18 protein-coding genes are annotated in these 17,152 nt (G+C 62.6%); all 18 read left to right on the top strand.

Features of this window, described 5'->3' with window-relative positions:
- Positions 1–5 precede the first annotated feature (5 nt).
- Genes WC683_05020 through WC683_04935 form a run of 18 tightly spaced genes read left to right on the top strand, consistent with a single transcriptional unit; the run spans position 6 to position 17,114 of the window.
- Entirely contained in the window at positions 6–692 is a 687-nt protein-coding gene (locus WC683_05020) for a hypothetical protein (protein ID MFA4971953.1), read from the top strand.
- 1 nt (position 693) lies between these two features.
- Positions 694–2,439: a LamG-like jellyroll fold domain-containing protein gene (locus WC683_05015; GenBank protein ID MFA4971952.1), complete on the top strand. Its 1,746-nt coding sequence runs from the start codon at positions 694–696 to the stop codon at positions 2,437–2,439.
- Positions 2,436–2,645 (top strand): hypothetical protein, encoded by a 210-nt coding sequence (locus WC683_05010; protein ID MFA4971951.1) that lies wholly within the window; start codon positions 2,436–2,438, stop codon positions 2,643–2,645. The genes WC683_05015 and WC683_05010 overlap by 4 nt, the downstream gene beginning before the upstream one ends.
- Positions 2,645–2,893, top strand: coding sequence for a hypothetical protein (locus WC683_05005; protein MFA4971950.1), 249 nt, complete (start codon positions 2,645–2,647; stop codon positions 2,891–2,893). Before WC683_05010 ends, WC683_05005 begins: the two co-directional genes overlap by 1 nt.
- A 1-nt stretch (position 2,894) precedes the next feature.
- Positions 2,895–3,332 (top strand): hypothetical protein, encoded by a 438-nt coding sequence (locus WC683_05000; protein MFA4971949.1) that lies wholly within the window; start codon positions 2,895–2,897, stop codon positions 3,330–3,332.
- Entirely contained in the window at positions 3,329–3,646 is a 318-nt protein-coding gene (locus WC683_04995) for a hypothetical protein (GenBank protein ID MFA4971948.1), read from the top strand. Before WC683_05000 ends, WC683_04995 begins: the two co-directional genes overlap by 4 nt.
- Before the next feature lies 1 nt (position 3,647).
- Positions 3,648–3,998, top strand: coding sequence for a hypothetical protein (locus WC683_04990; GenBank protein ID MFA4971947.1), 351 nt, complete (start codon positions 3,648–3,650; stop codon positions 3,996–3,998).
- A complete protein-coding gene (locus tag WC683_04985) occupies positions 3,999–4,400 on the top strand; it encodes a hypothetical protein (protein ID MFA4971946.1) in 402 nt (133 codons plus the stop codon). It begins immediately after the preceding gene.
- The gene (locus WC683_04980) at positions 4,400–4,789 is read left to right on the top strand and encodes a hypothetical protein (GenBank protein MFA4971945.1); all 390 of its coding nucleotides are present in this window, start codon (positions 4,400–4,402) and stop codon (positions 4,787–4,789) included. Before WC683_04985 ends, WC683_04980 begins: the two co-directional genes overlap by 1 nt.
- Before the next feature lie 4 nt (positions 4,790–4,793).
- Positions 4,794–5,735, top strand: coding sequence for a phage tail tube protein (locus WC683_04975; protein MFA4971944.1), 942 nt, complete (start codon positions 4,794–4,796; stop codon positions 5,733–5,735).
- 14 nt (positions 5,736–5,749) lie between these two features.
- Positions 5,750–6,169 (top strand): hypothetical protein, encoded by a 420-nt coding sequence (locus tag WC683_04970; protein ID MFA4971943.1) that lies wholly within the window; start codon positions 5,750–5,752, stop codon positions 6,167–6,169.
- Positions 6,166–6,459, top strand: a complete 294-nt coding sequence (locus tag WC683_04965; protein ID MFA4971942.1) for a hypothetical protein — start codon at positions 6,166–6,168, stop codon at positions 6,457–6,459. Before WC683_04970 ends, WC683_04965 begins: the two co-directional genes overlap by 4 nt.
- On the top strand, positions 6,446–8,542 hold the full coding sequence (locus tag WC683_04960) for a phage tail tape measure protein (protein ID MFA4971941.1): 2,097 nt from the start codon (positions 6,446–6,448) through the stop codon (positions 8,540–8,542). Before WC683_04965 ends, WC683_04960 begins: the two co-directional genes overlap by 14 nt.
- Before the next feature lies 1 nt (position 8,543).
- Complete coding sequence (locus WC683_04955; protein MFA4971940.1) at positions 8,544–10,487, top strand: hypothetical protein; 1,944 nt, start codon at positions 8,544–8,546, stop codon at positions 10,485–10,487.
- A 3-nt stretch (positions 10,488–10,490) separates the two neighbouring features.
- The gene (locus tag WC683_04950) at positions 10,491–10,703 is read left to right on the top strand and encodes a hypothetical protein (GenBank protein MFA4971939.1); all 213 of its coding nucleotides are present in this window, start codon (positions 10,491–10,493) and stop codon (positions 10,701–10,703) included.
- Positions 10,700–14,653 carry a hypothetical protein gene (locus WC683_04945; GenBank protein MFA4971938.1) on the top strand — a complete coding sequence of 1,318 codons (3,954 nt, stop codon included), beginning with the start codon at positions 10,700–10,702 and terminating at the stop codon, positions 14,651–14,653. Before WC683_04950 ends, WC683_04945 begins: the two co-directional genes overlap by 4 nt.
- Positions 14,654–16,831 (top strand): PKD domain-containing protein, encoded by a 2,178-nt coding sequence (locus tag WC683_04940; protein ID MFA4971937.1) that lies wholly within the window; start codon positions 14,654–14,656, stop codon positions 16,829–16,831.
- A 28-nt stretch (positions 16,832–16,859) separates the two neighbouring features.
- A complete protein-coding gene (locus tag WC683_04935) occupies positions 16,860–17,114 on the top strand; it encodes a hypothetical protein (GenBank protein ID MFA4971936.1) in 255 nt (84 codons plus the stop codon).
- The last annotated feature ends 38 nt before the right edge of the window (positions 17,115–17,152 follow it).

Raw genomic sequence — 17,152 nt, 5'->3', positions numbered from 1 at the left:
CAAGCATGGTCAAGTATGCCGCTGACGCCTACCTCACGGGGGCCGCGCTCGAGGCGGCGCTCGAGGCCATCGACAACACCACGGGCGTCGAGATCATCCCGTACAGGGAGGACGGCCACCTCAAGTTCCTGCTCGTGAACCGGGGCGCTGCGGGCACGCAGGCCCTCGAGGCGGGCAACCTCCTCTCCATCAAGACGGCGGTCGAGAAGATCGACGACCTCCAGGACGCCACGGTCGCGGAGGCCGGCACACCCACGAAGGGCGTGCAGGTCCTCCTCGATAACGGATCGAGCGGGATCTTCGCGCAGGGCAACGCCACGGGCGCGCTCAAGGTGACGGGCGATCCTGCCGAACTCACCGCGACCATCGCCCAGGACGCGAGCCTCTCCGGGGCGATTGCCGTCATGGGCCGGGCCCTTAAGGGCATGGTCACGCCGGCCGCGCTCGAGGCCGGCGCGACGGTCTGCACGTTCCAGACGAGCACCGATAACTCGACCTTCCAGGAGCTCGTGGACGATGCCGGGAACGCAGTCTCGGTCACGCTGCCCGCGACCTATACGAGCATCAATATCAGCTTCGATACCATCTTCGGCAAGCTCTTCGGCTGGCCCTATGTGAAGGTGCGGTTCGATACGGTAGCCTCCCCGAAGGTGCAGACCGCAGCGAGGACGCTGAAATTCGCGGTGGTGTAGGATGAGCTGCCTCGTCGCGGGGCATCCCTCCCTCCTCTTCGACCAGCAGGGCCTCGTCCCCGGAGCCAGTGCGATCTACCTCTTCGATGACCAGGCCCGCAACCTGCTCAAGTATAGCCAGCAATTCGACAATGCAGCGTGGGTAAAAGACGATTCCGTCGTCACCCCTAATGCGACGACGGCCCAGGACGGCACGACGACGATGGATCTCCTGAAGGAGGGATCGAGCGTCGATACCTATCATAGGGTTCTTCAAAACGTCAATTTGGCAGCATTCGCAGCGAATCAAGTGGTTACATTCTCAGTTTTTGTGAAGGCGAAAGAGCGAACCAAGTTAGAAATGTGGGCCTATGATAAATCGAAGTCTGTACAGCGGTCTAACTTCGACCTCGTGACGGGGGCCGCAGCGCTCGAGGTGGGCGGAGTAACCGCTACCATGCAGGAGACCCATACGGGGTCAGGTATTTATCGGTGCATTTTCACGTATAGCGTCGGAACGGGGGCCAATACAACCGGATTGGTTTATATTCTTCTGCACAATGGCGATTCTGAGTACTACACGGGCGATGGCGCAAGCGGCCTCTACCTCTGGGGAGCCCAGCTCGAACCCGGCACCGTTGCCACGACGTACTACCCGACCACCGATAAGCAGATGTTGATGGACACCAGCAAACCGCGAAAGAACCTGCTGCTGCCGAATCAGGCAAATGGGAGTGAGGATGGGTCGGTGGGGGTCTGGCAGAGTGATGGAGCCACCATCACCTCCTCCACGGAACAGGCCCGGAGCGGATTGCGGTCGCTCAAGTTTGTCACTGATAATGCTGCCAACTATGAAGGGGCGTATCTTGCCCGGCCCATTGGGTCGTTAGAGCCCTCAAAATCCTACACGGTCTCAGGGTATATCCTCGGCGTGGCTGGCACGGTTCGATTGAGAATCGAAGAACAAACCGATGCCGGGGAGTATGTCAGTGCCGCCAACTCTGCAACCCTGACATTAGATGGGACGTTTCAGCGGATATCCGTATCCAGAGCCTTTGGAGCCACCGGGAGAATGGCCCAGATCTACATTCAGACGGTAGGCCGGCAGGGCATCATCTTCTATGTCGATGACCTGCAGTTCGAAGAAGGATCAGCAGCTACCGCCTGGGAAGCCCCGCCGAACATCGGCATCCTCGGTTCGGGCACCGGCGCCGACACCAACGACCCGACCCCGACGGGGAAGGGGCTCTCGTTCACGGCGGACGATTATGTTATGCTGGGCAAACCGACCCTGTATAGCCCGAATGGATTCACAATGGAGTATGTTTTTTACCTCGGGGCGGCTGGAGCAGATGATTCTTACGCGGCTTTGGGTTCGAGATATATCGCGAACGGATATGCACTTTTAATATATTTCAATGGTGGCGGCGTGCGCGATTTGGAATTTTATATACATTCCGTGGGAGATATCACCTTCAATGCGGCAACAGTGCCCCTTCAAGAATGGCATTTGGTGACTGTCACCTATGACGGTTCGACGGTTAGAATGTACTGGGACGGAGGTCTATTGCCAAAAACCCTCTCATTGGATCACGCCGATATCAACGTTGCTACGGGAGATACTATTGGAGGTGCATGGGGTGGAGAAAACGGCTTGCAGATTGCCTATAGTGGGAAATATGCGCGAGGTCTCACGCAGGCCGAGATCACCCGCAATTACAATTTCCTGAAATCCTACCTCGCCCCGCGGGGGGTGGCGCTCTCATGATCCCCGACCCCGCCGCCGCCCACCTCAGCAAAGAGCAGAAGAAAGCCGTCCGTCTCGTCGAGTGGAACCGCCCGAAGGCGAAGAAGGACGTCGAGGCCCTGCTGGACGCACGGATCGCGGACTACGAAGCCGCAGGAGGGCGCGTCCCGGACGAGAAGAAGGCGAAGGCAAAGGACCAGATCGCGAAGCAGAAGGAGGTGCGCTGATGGTCGTCGTCATCGCGGCGAACCGGGCCGTCTTCGACGAGATATGCTGTCTCCCGAGCATCGAGGGCGGCGTCGGCGCAGTCCTGATCGGCGATCTCCTGGAGGCCGAGGACGGGCGGGTCGCGTTCGCCCACCCGCTCGCGGAGGTAGACCGGGACTGGCTCGCCGCCTACACGAGCGGGGAGAATCCCCCGCTCCGGATCGTCGATGCCCTCCCCGCGGACTTCATCCCGAAGGGGGCGATCTGAGGTGGCCGTCACGGAAGCCATGATCGCCCAGGTCTCGGAGTTCACGGTCGGCGCATCGGGCTCCTTCAGCTCCGCGGACTTCACCTTCTATAAGACCGTCGCGGGGAAGATGCTTGACGATCTGGATCCCGGTCTCGACGACGACCGCTACGACCTCGCGCATGCCTATATGATCTGCCATATCTTCGCGACGAAAGGCACCGATACCTCGCTCAGTGGCGAGAAGATCGGGAACTCCTCCCTGCAGCGGAGCGCGATCGGCAAGACCCGCTACCTCCTCATGGTGGAGCAGCTCGTCGCGGACGTCACGGCGAAGAAAGCGAAGGACGCCAAGCCCACGCAGGGCGTGCAGCGCCTCGATGCGGATATCAAGGAGTTCCGCCTCGACGGCAACACCCCCCCGAGCACCTTCGACGCCGACGACGTGGAGGCGCTGTGAACGGCGATTCCTGCGTCACGGTCGACCAGTGCGACCGCCGGATGAAGGACCTCTCTGATAAGAGCCGCGAGGACGATCAGATCATCTTTGGCCGGCTCGATACCCTCGAGGGGAAGGTCGAGGCCTACCGAAAAGAGATCCCCAAGGAGGCCGCAGCGGCCGTCGCGGCCTTCTGCGCGAAGGCCACCCAGACGACCACGGCAAAGACGCCGGTCGAGCTGATCAAGGATTACCGCGACACCCTCCTCCTGCTGGCGGTCATCCTCCTGCTCGGCGGCGAAAAAGCGGTCGTGCTCCTGCAGGCGGTGACGTGAGATGATCGACCGCCACCTCATCCACACCTGCACGATCCAGACGAGGACCGCCGGCTCGGATGCCTACAACTCCGCCACGCCCTCGTGGGCGACGGAGGTCGGATCTGTCCCCTGCCTCTTCGTGCCCGTGACGAAACGCTCCTACTCGACCGAACAGGGCGAGGTCGTGACGTGCGAACTGCTCTGCTTCTTCAGGGGCACGCAAATCCTCACGGAGCACTCGCGACGCATCACGACCACGCAGGCGGGATTCTCTGGTACCTACGATATCCTCGCGGTCGTGCCGGCCTCGGCGGTCGGATCGAAGGTCATCCACCACTACGAGGTGGCCCTGCAGAAGGTGGTGGTGTAGATGGCGAAATCCGTCGAGGTCCGGGTCGAGGGGCTCGAGGAGGTGCAGCAGCAGCTCACCGTCGACAACGTCGCGAAAGGGATAAAGAAGAACTTCAAGGGCGAGTTCCTCAAGCTCTTCCGCGAGATCATGGAATCTTCCCCCGTCAGGACGGGGCAGTACCGGCGCGGGTGGGCCTACGACATCTCGAAGATCGAGGCCTACGGGGTCACGCACTGGGAGGGCACGATCACCAACAACGTCGCCTACGCCCGGAACCTCATCTTCGGCATCGGCCGTCCGCTGCGCTACCCAGGGAGGTACATCTACCCGGATGAGGAACGCGGTATCGCGCACGACGTCCGGCGCATCCTGCACGAGTGGCAGCAGAACCTCGGGGGACGCCTGCGGGGTGAGGACTGATGGGCATCGAGACAGCGCTCGCGGAGCTCATCGCCTTCATTCCCGCGCAGGTGCCGGCCCTCGTGGGCAAGGTCTCCGCGACCTTCCCCGAGAAGCCCGTCGCGGTTCCCCTCGTCGTGCTGGACGTGGTCTCGCCCACCTACGCGAGGATGCTCTCCGGGCAGGTGGGCCGCCACCTCGTCCGGCTCAGCGTCCTCGAGGACGATCCCGTCTCGGCGGATCTGAGGGTGGACGCGATCCTCGCGGCGCTGGATGCCGCCACCACCCTCACGACCTGCCACTATGCAGGCGTCCGGGGCGGGAGCGGTCTCCGGCGCTACGAGAAAGTACCGAACGCCATCGGGCGAGACATCGACATCGAGATCGTGACCATCACGGTCAGGAGTTGAATCTATGGCATTTCACGGAAAATATGTCGCGAACATCGATTATATCGAGGAAGGCACGTACGGCAGCACGCCCTCGAACCCGGCCCTGGTCTGGCCCGGGCGCGTGTACAGCGTACGGCCTCTGAACAAGGTGAAGAACGTCGTCAAGCGGTATCTCCCTCCGGCGAGCGTCACCGATAACAAGGCGCTCTCCCTGACAGCGTTCAAGGTCGGCGAAGAGATCGGCCTCGATATCGGCATGGTGCCGCAGACGGGCTCGCTCCTCGCGTGGCTCATCTACTGGCTCGGCGGCACCACGGCGGCGCCGGTCTCGGATACCCAGAAGTCCGTCTCGATGGTGCTCACGGACCCCGCCGCCGCGACGAACAAGTACCACACCTACGCGGGCATGACGGGATCCGAACTCACGCTCGACGCCCAGGAGGACCGCGAGATCGACATCAAGTGCAAGATGCTCGGGGCGGAGCTCACCGTGGGCAACACGGACCCGAAGGGCAGCGGCTCGCATCCGTCCGCGTCCGCGGGAGCCGAGCTGACGTTCGAGGACATCTCCGCGGCGCAGCTCAAGTATACGGCCTCGGGATCCTACGCGAACCTCACCGATGCCCTGCACGGGCTCACGTTCTCGATCAAGAACAAGCTCGTGCTCGTCAAGGACATCAACAACACGAAGTCCACGAAGATCCAGGCGATCGTGGTCGCGGCCCGCGAGCTCGGGCTCACGCTGGATATCGACTATACCGATATCGGCACGGGCTCCGCGACGAACTTCGGCATCACGGATATCCGCAGCCTCACGGACTTCTCGTTCAAGTTCACGCTCGATTCGAAGACCTACACCTTCACGGGCGTGAAGTTCCCCGAGCTCCCCTACGAGTTCGGTCCGGACGACATCTTCGGCGACAAGCTGACGAGCCTCCCCATCACCTCCCTCAGTATCGCATAACACGAGGAAACACCATGAAAATCGATATTGCTGGCACAGAGTTCGAGCTGGTGACGGAACCGACCCATGGATCCGTCAGAGCACTCCGACTCGCGCAGAAACGAATCCTGATGGACGTCCTTGAGAAGTACAAGGATAAACTCCTGATGACCGATCTCACCCAGTCCGTCCAGGCGGCGTTCGGGGAGATCTTCAAGTTCGATCCGATGGGCCTCCTCCGCGAGGTCTCGGAGGCGCAGGCGAAGCAGGAGGACTTCAACATCGTCGCGACCTTCACCCTCGCGACGAACCACGCCTTCTCGCTCGAGGACCTCGACGCGATCCCGGAAGCGAAGATCTGGGAGATCATGGCCGCCTGCACGAAGGCCATCGGGGGCGATGCGAACGATTTTTTCAGGCGATACGCACCGAGTTCTCCTTCCCCGACGAAGTGAGGCAGCAGGAAAAGATCGGTGCGTACCTGCATGAACCCGATGCGAAGACCCACGTCCGGGCCTGGAAGAAGGTCATGGAACGGGGCGGCGCGGACGAGTACTACTCCGAGTACGCGATCTGCCGGACCCTGGGGTGGACGTGGCCCGATCTCATGCAGACGCCCGAACGCACGTACCAGGCATTCCAGCGCATTACCATGTTAGAGACGAAGCGACAGCTCCGCCTGAAGTCCGAGGCGGAGGCTGCAGTGAAGGCACGGCAGGAGGGAACGGGCAATGGGACTGCTTGACGGTTTCTCGGATATCGTCATACGGATCCTCGGCGACACCTCGGGCCTCGAGGCCGCGCTCGAGGAGGCGAAGGGCCAGCTCGCGGACCTCGATGTCACGGCGAAGGACCTCGTCAAGATCGGGGCCGTCTTCACGACGATCGGGGTCGCGGTCACGGCGCTCACCGATGACGCGAAGAAGATGAACGCCGAGCTCGGCATGACGGCCGCGAACCTCGGCATCACGACGGACGAGATGCGAGGGCTTGCGATCGAGACGGCCGATGCCGGGTTCTCCCTCTCGGAGGTCCAGAAGACCTTCGACCTCCTCGCGAGATCGGGCGTGAAGTCCACCGACGACCTCACCGCTATCGCGAAATCGATGGATCAGCTCGGCGGCGCGACCGGGAACGCCGCGGAGGCCACGACGGCCATCATGATCCCCGCGCTCCGGGCCTTCGATATCCCGCTCCAGGACGTGGGCAAGCACAGCGATGCTCTCACGTACATGGTGAGAAACTCCACCGTGGGCCTCGATGATTTCTCGGCGACGATGAACAAGCTCGCGCCCGACCTGCAGGAAGCGGGGCTCTCCATGGAGGACGTGATCGCGATCCTCATGGGCATGAACGAGCAGGGCATCCAGGGCAAGACCGCGCTCTCGCTCTTCGCGCAGGGCCTCAAGGAGGGCGGCGCGGACCTCGAGCAGTACAAGGTCCCGCTCGGCGAGGTCACGGGCCTCACGGAGAAGTACGATACCATCTCGGATTCCGCACTCGGCACGATGGATCAGCTTACATCCATGTGGTCGGAGTTCTCGTTCTCCGTGGGATCCGCGCTCGAACCGCTCTCCGGCGTGGGTGCCGCCATGGCCGTGATCGGTCCCGTCATCGGCGGGATCGGTGGGCTCTCTGAACTTTCCTCTCTCCTTGGCGGCCTTGGGGGAGCGGCAGGAGGTGCGGGCGGGATCCTCGGGGCGGGCGGCATCGCGGGTCTCGCGGGCACGCTGCTCCCGCTGCTGCCCATCATCGCGGCCGTCGCGGCGGGTGCGGCGCTCCTCTACGTGGCCTGGACGCAGGACTGGGGCGGCATCCAGGAGAAGGCCGGTGCCGCGTTCGAATGGCTGCAAGGTGCATTCCAGGTCCTCCAGGAGGCGCTCCTCGCGGCTTGGGAAGCGATGCAGCCCGTCCTCGCGGACCTCAAGGCGATCCTCGAGGATATCGCCGGCGCCATCGCGTACTTCGTCGACTGGGTCGGGCAGTTCTGGGACGCGCTCTCGACCGGAGATACCGCGAAGGTGAAGGCGCTCCTCGTGGATCTCGTCAAGGCCTTCGCGGCCGGCTTCCTCGATATTTCGAAGGATATGGCGCAGTTCGCCATCGACCTCACGAACGCCTTCAACCAGCTCGCGCTCGACGCGCTCAAGTGGGGCGCGGAGGTCGTGATCCAGCTCATTTTCGGTATCGGGAACATGACGCTCGACCTCATGAAGACCCTGACGAACATCAACAACGTCTTCTTTGAGATCCTTGCCGGGCTGCCCGGCGATGCGCTCGCGTGGGGCAAGGACATCATCCTCAAGCTCATCGACGGCATCGGGGCGTCGCTCGGCCTCGATATCAAGCTCTCCGATCTCGTCAGGCAGTTCGAGGACTGGATCGGCGGGCTCCCGGCGATGGCCTTCGACTGGGGCATCAATATCATCCAGAGCCTCCTCGACGGGATCGCCTCGAAGGCCCGCGAGCTCGAAGACTCCCTCATCAACGGGCCCGCGAAGGTGGTCTCGGATATCCTCGGCGTCCACTCGCCGACCGAGAAGGGGCCGCTCCGGGATATCGATACCTGGGGAGGGAACATCGTCTCGACGATCGCGCAGGGTATCCAGACGAACGCCGGCCTCCTCACCGGGATCGGCTGGACCGCGATCTCCCAGGCCTCGATCTCCCCGCAGCCCGCGGCGCCCTCGATGGGGGGCGGCATCTTCCAGCCCATTCTCAATTTCACGGGAGATATGATTGTCCGGACGGAGTCCGATATCGACGCGATCGCGGATGCCATCGCGGAGAAGCTGAACAAATCGCTCGTCTCGGGGTTCATGTGGTAACATGACGGATGCACGACTCGTCGGGATCCTCACCTACTACCTGACGGCGGACGACTGGCAGTATACGGAGGAGCGGGGGGGCCTCCCCCTCTTCACGGCAAAGCTGGACCGCGACCTGCTCGATGCGCTCGAGCACGAGGACGTGCTGGATCTCCAGGTCGAGGGGAGGAGCCTCCACTCGTTCATCGTCGACGAGATCGGGATCGAGGACGATTCCCTGAAGGTCTCGTTCCGCTCCTACCTCTATAAGCTCTTCACGGACTACGACAACTTCTCCCTCGCGGGCGACTTCCGCGTCGAGTACGACGCAGAGACCCCGAACACCATCCTCACGGCGGTCCTCGCGGGCACGGCCTTCTCGGTGGGATTCGCGCCCTCGAACCAGACCATCGACGCGCAGCGGGGCGAGTACGAGAGCCTGCTCGCGTGGGCGATGGCGACCGCGAACGCATCCGTCGTGGCGAGGGACTCTTCGGAGGTCCTCACGACCGCCCAGGCCGATTTCGATCACGACTACGAGGAGTGCGATCTCTGGGTGGATGCCGCGTACAACGTCTTCATCGGCGTCAAGGGGGCGAAACGGGTCGGCGACGTCTGGACCTTCACGCCCTTCAACCTCACCGAGGAGGAGGCGATCGGCGAAGGGGAACTCTCGGAGATCAAGCGCCAGTATATCCGCTACGGGAAGATCGTCGTGCTCGGCTACGGGGACGGTATCAACCAGGTCGTCGGCACCTACGGGAGCGGGACCCCGGTCGGGGTGTTCACGGACCGCCGCATCCTCCTCCAGGAGACCGCCGATACGAAGGCGAAGCAGCTCTATACGGTGCAGAACTCTCATATCAGCCTCGAGATCAAGACCGATCCCGATCTCTTCTGGCGGGGCGTCATCGAGGTCGGGGGCCAGGTCTCGCTCGGCGCCCCCCCGGAGGCGGCGGGCACGTACCGGATCGAGAAGATCACCGCCACCCCGTCGCTGCTCCGGATCCGCATCGCGACCGGCTCGACCACGCTCTCGAGCGTCGTGGACTCCATCAAGGAGCTCACGGATATCAGCGGCATCTACATGCAGGGCTCCACGGTCGCCTTCCCCCTGCCGGGGGTGGCGCAGAACATCGAGAAGACCGCGGGCTCGAGCTTCTACGCGTACTCGCAGGTCAAGCTCCCGCACAACCTCGTGGATATCAACCACTGCACGCTCTTCTGGTACCTCGATCAGTTCAGGAGCCCGATCAGCGTCTCGGCCTCCGAGAACCTCGGCACCAAGACCTCCGCGAACTCGATGAGCTATCTCGGGCAGATCGGCTTCATGCTCGCGCAGTGCGGGCAGGACTGGAGCGAGCCCGTCTACATGACGACCACGATCCCGAACGTCGCGGGCACCTTCCACTCGCACATCTATTACTGGGGCATCTACAACCAGAGCGGCGGCAGCCGTTCCTATACGTGGGCGCTCACGGACGAGACGAGTTCGGCGACCCTCGACGACGATACGACGTCCATCGGGGACGGGGAGTTCTATGCGTGGTTCATGGCCGAGACCACCGACCGCCGCGGCCACACGCTCAAGCTCGAGCATGACCAGACCTGGAACGCAAGCGGCTACGACGAGATCGAGCTCTTCGCGGTCACGGCGATCCAGCACACGCACGACGTCGCGATCGGCAGCCACTCGCACACGCTCTCCTACGGCACCATGGAGGACGCCGCGTATGGGGGATCCGTCGCGGTCGAGATCAAGGTCGGGTCCTCCGCCTGGACGGCCGTCACGGGCTCGCCCTTCACGGGAGACCAGACGAGCGTCGATATCCGCCCGCAGATCGTGACGCTCGGCGCGGGAACGCTCTCGGACCAGATCGTGCAGGTCCGCTTCCTACCGAACGCGAACGGGCGGGCGTGGATCCGGGGCGGCGGCGACTTTCAGGGATTCGTGAAATCGAGGTAGATCATGGACATTGCAGACATTCTCGCGAAGGCAGACGGGCCGGAGGTGGACACGGTCATCGTGAAGTTCTCGGATGGAACGACGCAGAAGGGCCGGAACCTCCGCGAGGTCGAGGCGAAGCTCGGGAAGAGCGTCGCCTCGCAGTTCGGGAAGGAGATCACCCAGATACGGGTCGGGGTCCGGCACCGCGGCCCCGTCATCAGGAGAAAGGAGTGAGTATGTACATCGGCGATATCTTGGTACAGGCCGTGGGGGAACTCTCCCCGGACAAGGCCTCGAAGATCGGGCGGCAGATCAAGGGGCTGGCGACGCGACGCCCCGCGGCCCGCGACGGCTCGATCAATCTGGACGGCGTGACGATCAAGGGCTTCACCTACAACGCGAGCCCGAAGGGAGCGGGCGACTTCATCCAGGACCTCAAGGCCCTCGTCGGACGAGAGTACGCCTTCAATCACCTGAACTACGCGGGGCATGACGGCTTCCTCCAGGCGCTCGACATCGATTCGCCCGATCAGGCCGAGGTCGCGAACCTCCGCGAGTATACGATATCGGGGAAGTTCATGCCCCGCTCGCTCTACGAGCGGGCCATCATCCTGGATACCGAGACCGTGGTAAACGACTTCGGCCTCGGCTTTCCGCCGACGGTCCCGCTGCCCGTCGCGGCCTATAACGTGAAGGTGCGGTCGGCGTGGCAGAGCGTCCCGCTCTCGGCCTGGGTGAACCTCACGGGCTGGGACGGGAGTACGCCTGCGGCCGTCACGGTCCCGCTCTACCGGGCCTTCCCGGTCTTCTCCTTCCCCGACGGCGCCGTCTCGGGCGCGACGGAGGTCGTCGACGAGGAATGTTATCGGCTCAGCAAGACCCGCCTCAACGCCCAGAACGAGTACATCGCGTTCCCGACCACGGTCGGGGTGACGATCCCGCGGGGCAAGTACAAGGTCCGGGCCCGCATCAAGAAGCAGACCGCCGGGGAATCCATCGCCATCAAGGTCGGAACGTCCGCGGACGGCTCGACGATCCTCAACGATACCGACGCAACGAGCTCGACGGCCTGGCAGCTCATCGAGTCCGACGAGTGGGAGTCATTCACCGACCAGACGGTCTGGATCACGATCAAGAAGACCGCTGCGGGCACGGATACTGTCGATATCGATTATGTCTTCATCGTCCCGACGACGACCTGCTGGCTCACGTACGATGTGGATTCCGAACGGGATGCGGGGGAAGTGAAGGTCTATGATGCGCCGAGCCATACAACAACCGTCACGAACTGGCTTCGCGTTCATACACCGGAGCATGCCCTTATTGAAACCTCGGATTACCTGTACCAGAATTCCTTAATGAGGCGGAAAATCCGGATGGGGAACTCGGATGTCTATGCTACAATATGCCCCCTCTTCGATATTTCAAAGGCGGCCGTTATCGGGGCCTACGTATCTTACACCGATTCCATGTCGCGGGCGAAATTAATTATCGAAGAAATTTCCCCGAACAAGTTCTCTCTGATGAAGACCTACTCAAGCGGAACGTCCAGTGGATCGTCTGTCGGGGATCTCTTGAGAATTCGGGAAACCCTCTATCCGCACTTCTTGGGATTCGACGTCGATAAAATCGGAGCCCAGAAGTACCCCATTTACTTGACTCACTTCACGTCCCACATCCTTACCGTGACCGATAACACGGTGAGGAGCTTGAAGGAGATATCATCGTCGAACACTCCTGCGAACGGGCTTCTCACCAGGATGTCGACCGCCGGAATATTGGACGGTACCATCGTCACTAAGAGCCTCGCACATTACTTATTTGGGAATTCCAGCGATGCGGGAGACTACTATCCGACGAATACAGAAGATACGATAGATTTCAGGGCGAATCATTTTCTCATTCCTTATGCAACCACCTTCCTCTACAAGGGGGCCGCTGACCTCACGAGGACGACGTGTGAGCCCGTTAACCTCAGCTTCGCGAGCGGGGCCGTGGCGGACTCCTTCGATACCTCGCTCCTCGGATCCACGGTGACGTGGGCCATCAGTGGAGGGATGCTCGTCGCGACGGTTGGGGCCTCCTCGGTGAATCGCCCGCTTCGGCTCAAGGGGAAATCCTTCGAGAGCGCGGATTACGAGTTCGACGTCAAGTTCTCTGCTGTAGATGCGAACAAACGGTTCGCTGACCTGATCTTCGATGCCGCCTATCCCATTTATTTAACTACGTATTTCCCCAAGAATTGCTATTTCGTCGAGGTCGGGGCGGCAACGGGCGGGAATACACTGAAACTCTACAAGAACGTGAACGGCTCCTCGTCGCAGCTCGGGTCTACGTTCACTATCCCGGCCTTCGTCGCCGACACCCTCTATCACGTCAAGGTGACGCACAACGCGAAGACTGGGGCGATCGCGGTCCAGTGGAACAACAGCGGCACGGATGACGTCTCTGCAACGGATGCCACCTATACGTCCGGATTCTGCCACCTCTCGACGTATTATTATGTCGCCGCCTCAACGGGCACGACCTCCTTCGACAATCTCGTCATCACCCCGAAGGTCGCTTTCGTCGACGCTTTTGGCTCTGACTCCTCCGCGAGGTACTTCCTCGAGTCGGGCTTCTCGATCGCTGGCGGCGTGCTCACCTGCAGCACGGCGAATAAATGCGCCCTGCTCCGTTCCTACCGCTACCGCGAAGGGACGTATGTCGTGAAGTTCAAGACCATCACGTCGGACTCGAAGCCGCGGATCTACTTCCAGCGGAGCGAGCCGGGGTTCCAGATCGGAACGGGCTACTTCATCGAGTTCGATACCGACGCGGATACGATGACCTTCTACAAGTTCGCCGGCGCCGTCGAGACCGCCCTCGCGACCGCGAACAGCGCCCTAACCCTCGATCCTGATACTCAGTATACCGCGACCCTGACGATCGACGCATCCGGCAACATGATCTGCACGGTTGGGGCCGTCACGGCGACCGCGACCGATACCACCTACACGAACTTCGGGTATATCGGCGTCGGGACCGGGAATGCCGCCGTGGAGAACCAGTTCGATGACTTCTCCTTCATCGGCATCGAGCACCCCTGCGCGAATACCGCGGCTTATCGGGGGGCGCAGCTCACCGTCTTCCTCGACGACTTCACCTTCGACACGAACGCCGAATGGACCGAAGCATCGGGGACGTGGGCCGAGGATACCGCGAATGCCCAGGTCACCGCGACGAGCACCCTCTCGTATGCCGTCCGGCAGCTGAAGGCCCTCTCCTTCTCGTATGGAACGTACGAGGTGAAGGTGCGATGCGACGACGCGACGGCCGAGGCGAAGCGGCAGGGAATGGCTATCGGATGGGACGGAACCGCAGGGGTAAGCGGCAACCCGAACAACTGTTATGGGGTCTGGATAGATCCGCATAATAACCTCGTCCGAGTCTTCGTCATCGTCGCCGGGAGCATCACGTATCTCGATGGCGGAGGATATGCCGCGACCATCAACGACGATACCCTCTATACCCTGAAGGCGGTCTGGAACTCGAACGGCACGATCTCCGTCTACCTCGACGGCACGCTCCTCGGAACCTCCTCTGTGAACACTACTTATACATACGGGTATTTCGGGCTCCTGGCGAACCAGACAACGCCGGCGAACATGGATGCGGATTTCAAGGACATCTCTATCTCTGCCCTCGAGTATCAGAGCAATAATACGAATACCGTCATCCTCATCGGGGGCGTTCCCCACGGGGCCCGGTTCGATTTCACAGAATCGGCGAACCACCACTTCCGCGAGGACGACGTTCCGCAGGGGGAGTATACCGCCCTCGTCCGGAGCAAGACGACGAACATCGCCGGCGATGCCACCGATCTCCACCACGACAACCTCACGGATGCCGCGACGCTGATGATCGGCGGGACGGACCTCTATACCGCGATGGCGAACGCCGCGACGTATGGGTATACCAGGGTACCGGTCCGCATCAACAGCGACGACGATGCCGACTACCTCGAGGCCGCGGTGAAGCGCAACACCCCGACCACGGATAACCAGCCCGCCGTGGCGGTGGACCTGCTCGCACTCATGCCCGCCTCGGGAGCGGCCTCCGCAACCTGCTTCCCGCAGGATATCGCGTTTGCCTCGATGTGCGAGTTCAGCGACAAACGGCGGGTCGTCGTGCGGGGGGTCTAGATGACGATCTTCTACGTCAGGGCCGTCGACGGTCCCGCGGCCTGGCACGCCGGGGACCCGAACCTCCGCACCTGCGACGGGACCGCGGACCAGACCGAGATCAACGCCGCCATCGATGCCGCGAAGGCCGCGGGCGGCGGGAGCTCCGTCGAGTGCTCCGAGGGGACCTTCTGGTGCAGCGGAGCCGTCGTGCATAAGGGCGTCGCGCTCCTCAAGGGGCAGGGCAAGAGCGGTGCCGGAGGTACGTTCTTCCGCTTCTCGAGCCCGAGCGGCCAGAACTCCATCGCGATGAACGTCGCTGGCGGCAACCTCGAGGACATCTGCCTCACCACGTACGGCCGCGTCTACATCCTCACGAGCAACCACACCTTCACGAACGTCCGCTGCTTCGAGACCGGACCGACGTCGGGCGAGATGGCGTGCTTCGTCGTCTATGCGGAGAACGAGACCATCCAGGACCTCACCTTCGATAGCTGCGACTGCATCGATCCGCAGCGCTACGGCTTCTGGATGGGCGGCGTCGAGCCCTGCAAGGTCAAGGACATCCACTACCTCGACTGTCTCGCGCAGAACTGCGGTAGGTACGGCCGTGCCCTCTCGCCGGACTGGCAGAACGGGTTCGACATCATGGAGAATCCCGCGGGCATCGCGGAGAACGTCACCTATGAGAACTGCACCTGCACGGGATCCTGGGAGAGCGGCTGGTACTCCGAGGGGGGCGCGACCCTCATCAACGTCCAGCTCATCAACTGCGCCGCCCGGGACTGCGGACAGGTCGAGTGGAGCGGCGCCGGCTCGGCCGCGCAGGGTGCGGGCTACCTCATCCAGGGGTCCGCGACCTTGACGAACTGCCTCGCGAGCGGCAACATCCGGGACGTTCTCCTCTATTATGCCGGTGCCGTGACGGGCGTCGCGACGAACTTCCAGAGCGAGGGCGGGAGCAAGGTCGGGATCGCGACCTACCGGCGGAGCACCTACACGGGAGGCTGGACCTTCAACGGCGGCACCTTCCTGGACTGCACCGATCCCGTGATCCCCGTGAACACGACCTGCACGCTCGCCCTCAACGACGTCGCCTTCACGAGCTCCTCGCCGACCGCGCACGACGCCATCACGACGAGCGCGGGCGCGACGACCCTCATATGTACCCGCTGCGCCTTCACGAACTACCGGTACGGCGTGCGGAACCCGGCCTCGCCCTGCTCGTCGTCGAAACCGACGCTCGTCGACTGCGCCTTCTATGGCACCTACACCGCCCCCGGCTACATCTGCTGCACCGTCTCGGGCTCCTACCCCTCGAACCCCGATCTCGTCGTCACGGATATCTCGCTCTCCCCCTCAAGCCCCACGGTCGGGCAGGCCGTGACGTTCTCGGCCGTCGTGAAGAACAACGGGAACGCCGCCACCCCGGCGGGCGTCGTCCATGGCGTCCGCTTCACCGTGGACGATGATGCGGGGATCGTCCGGACCGCGACCGCCCATACGGCCTCGATCGCGGCCGGCGCCTCGGTGGTGATCGCGGCATCCTCGACCTGGGCCGCTACCACGGGGGCGCATCACGTCGACGCCGAGGTCGACTATGCCGAGCTCATCGACGAGCAGAACGAGGACAACAACGCCTTCGCCAAGTCCTTCTCCGTGGGGAGTGCTCCTCCCGTGACGCCCCCCGTGGCGAACTTCACGTACTCCGTCGCCGGGAAGACCGTCACCTTCCACGATACCTCCACCAACACCCCGACCTCCTGGGACTACGACTGCGACGACGGGACCGCGCACGAGACGACGCAGAACCCCGTCCACGTCTACGCCGCCTATGGCACGTACGACGTCCACCTGCACGCGACGAACGCCGGCGGCACCGGGCAGGTCACGAAGACCATTATCCTGACGGCTCCGCCGCTCGCGCCCGCCGCGGCCTTCTCGCACAGCATCCTCGAGCATACGACGGTCGGCTTCGAGGACACCTCGACCGAGACCCCGAGCAGCTGGTTCTGGAACTTCGGCGACGGCCACTCCAGCAACCAGCAGGACCCGACGCACGTCTACGCGAGCTCCGGCACCTATACCGTGACCTTGACCGCGACGAACGCGAACGGCTCGGACACGCATTCGATGGAGATCTCCATCCCCACCGAGGTCGTGCCGAAACGCCTCAGGCGGTCCGCGACCGTGCAGTGAGGCGAAAACCCTATAGCCTGAGAGCGCCATGGGATCCACCATGCATCCCCTCCTTCCGCGGGTCCTGCTCTGGGCGGGCCTCGGGACGATGTTCGCGGAAGCGGTGCTGCTCGCGATCACCTTCTTCCGGGCCTACCTCCGGCCCGAGAAGGCCATCACGATCTACGTCGACGCGATGGGCGAGGGGGACTTCGAAGTTGTGCTCATCACGGCGATGCTCTTCCTCTGGGCCTATACGCTCATCCGACTGTACCGGCGGTTTCCCCTGAAATTAAAGACATGAAAAAAGAGCCTGGGGATACTATCAAATCCCTCTATTTT

The sequence above is a fragment of the bacterium genome (assembly GCA_041648665.1).
GTDB lineage: Bacteria > UBA10199 > UBA10199 > 2-02-FULL-44-16 > JAAZCA01 > JAFGMW01.
The sequence above is the reverse complement of the archived record's forward strand: the minus strand, read 5'-3'. Positions and strand labels throughout refer to the sequence as shown.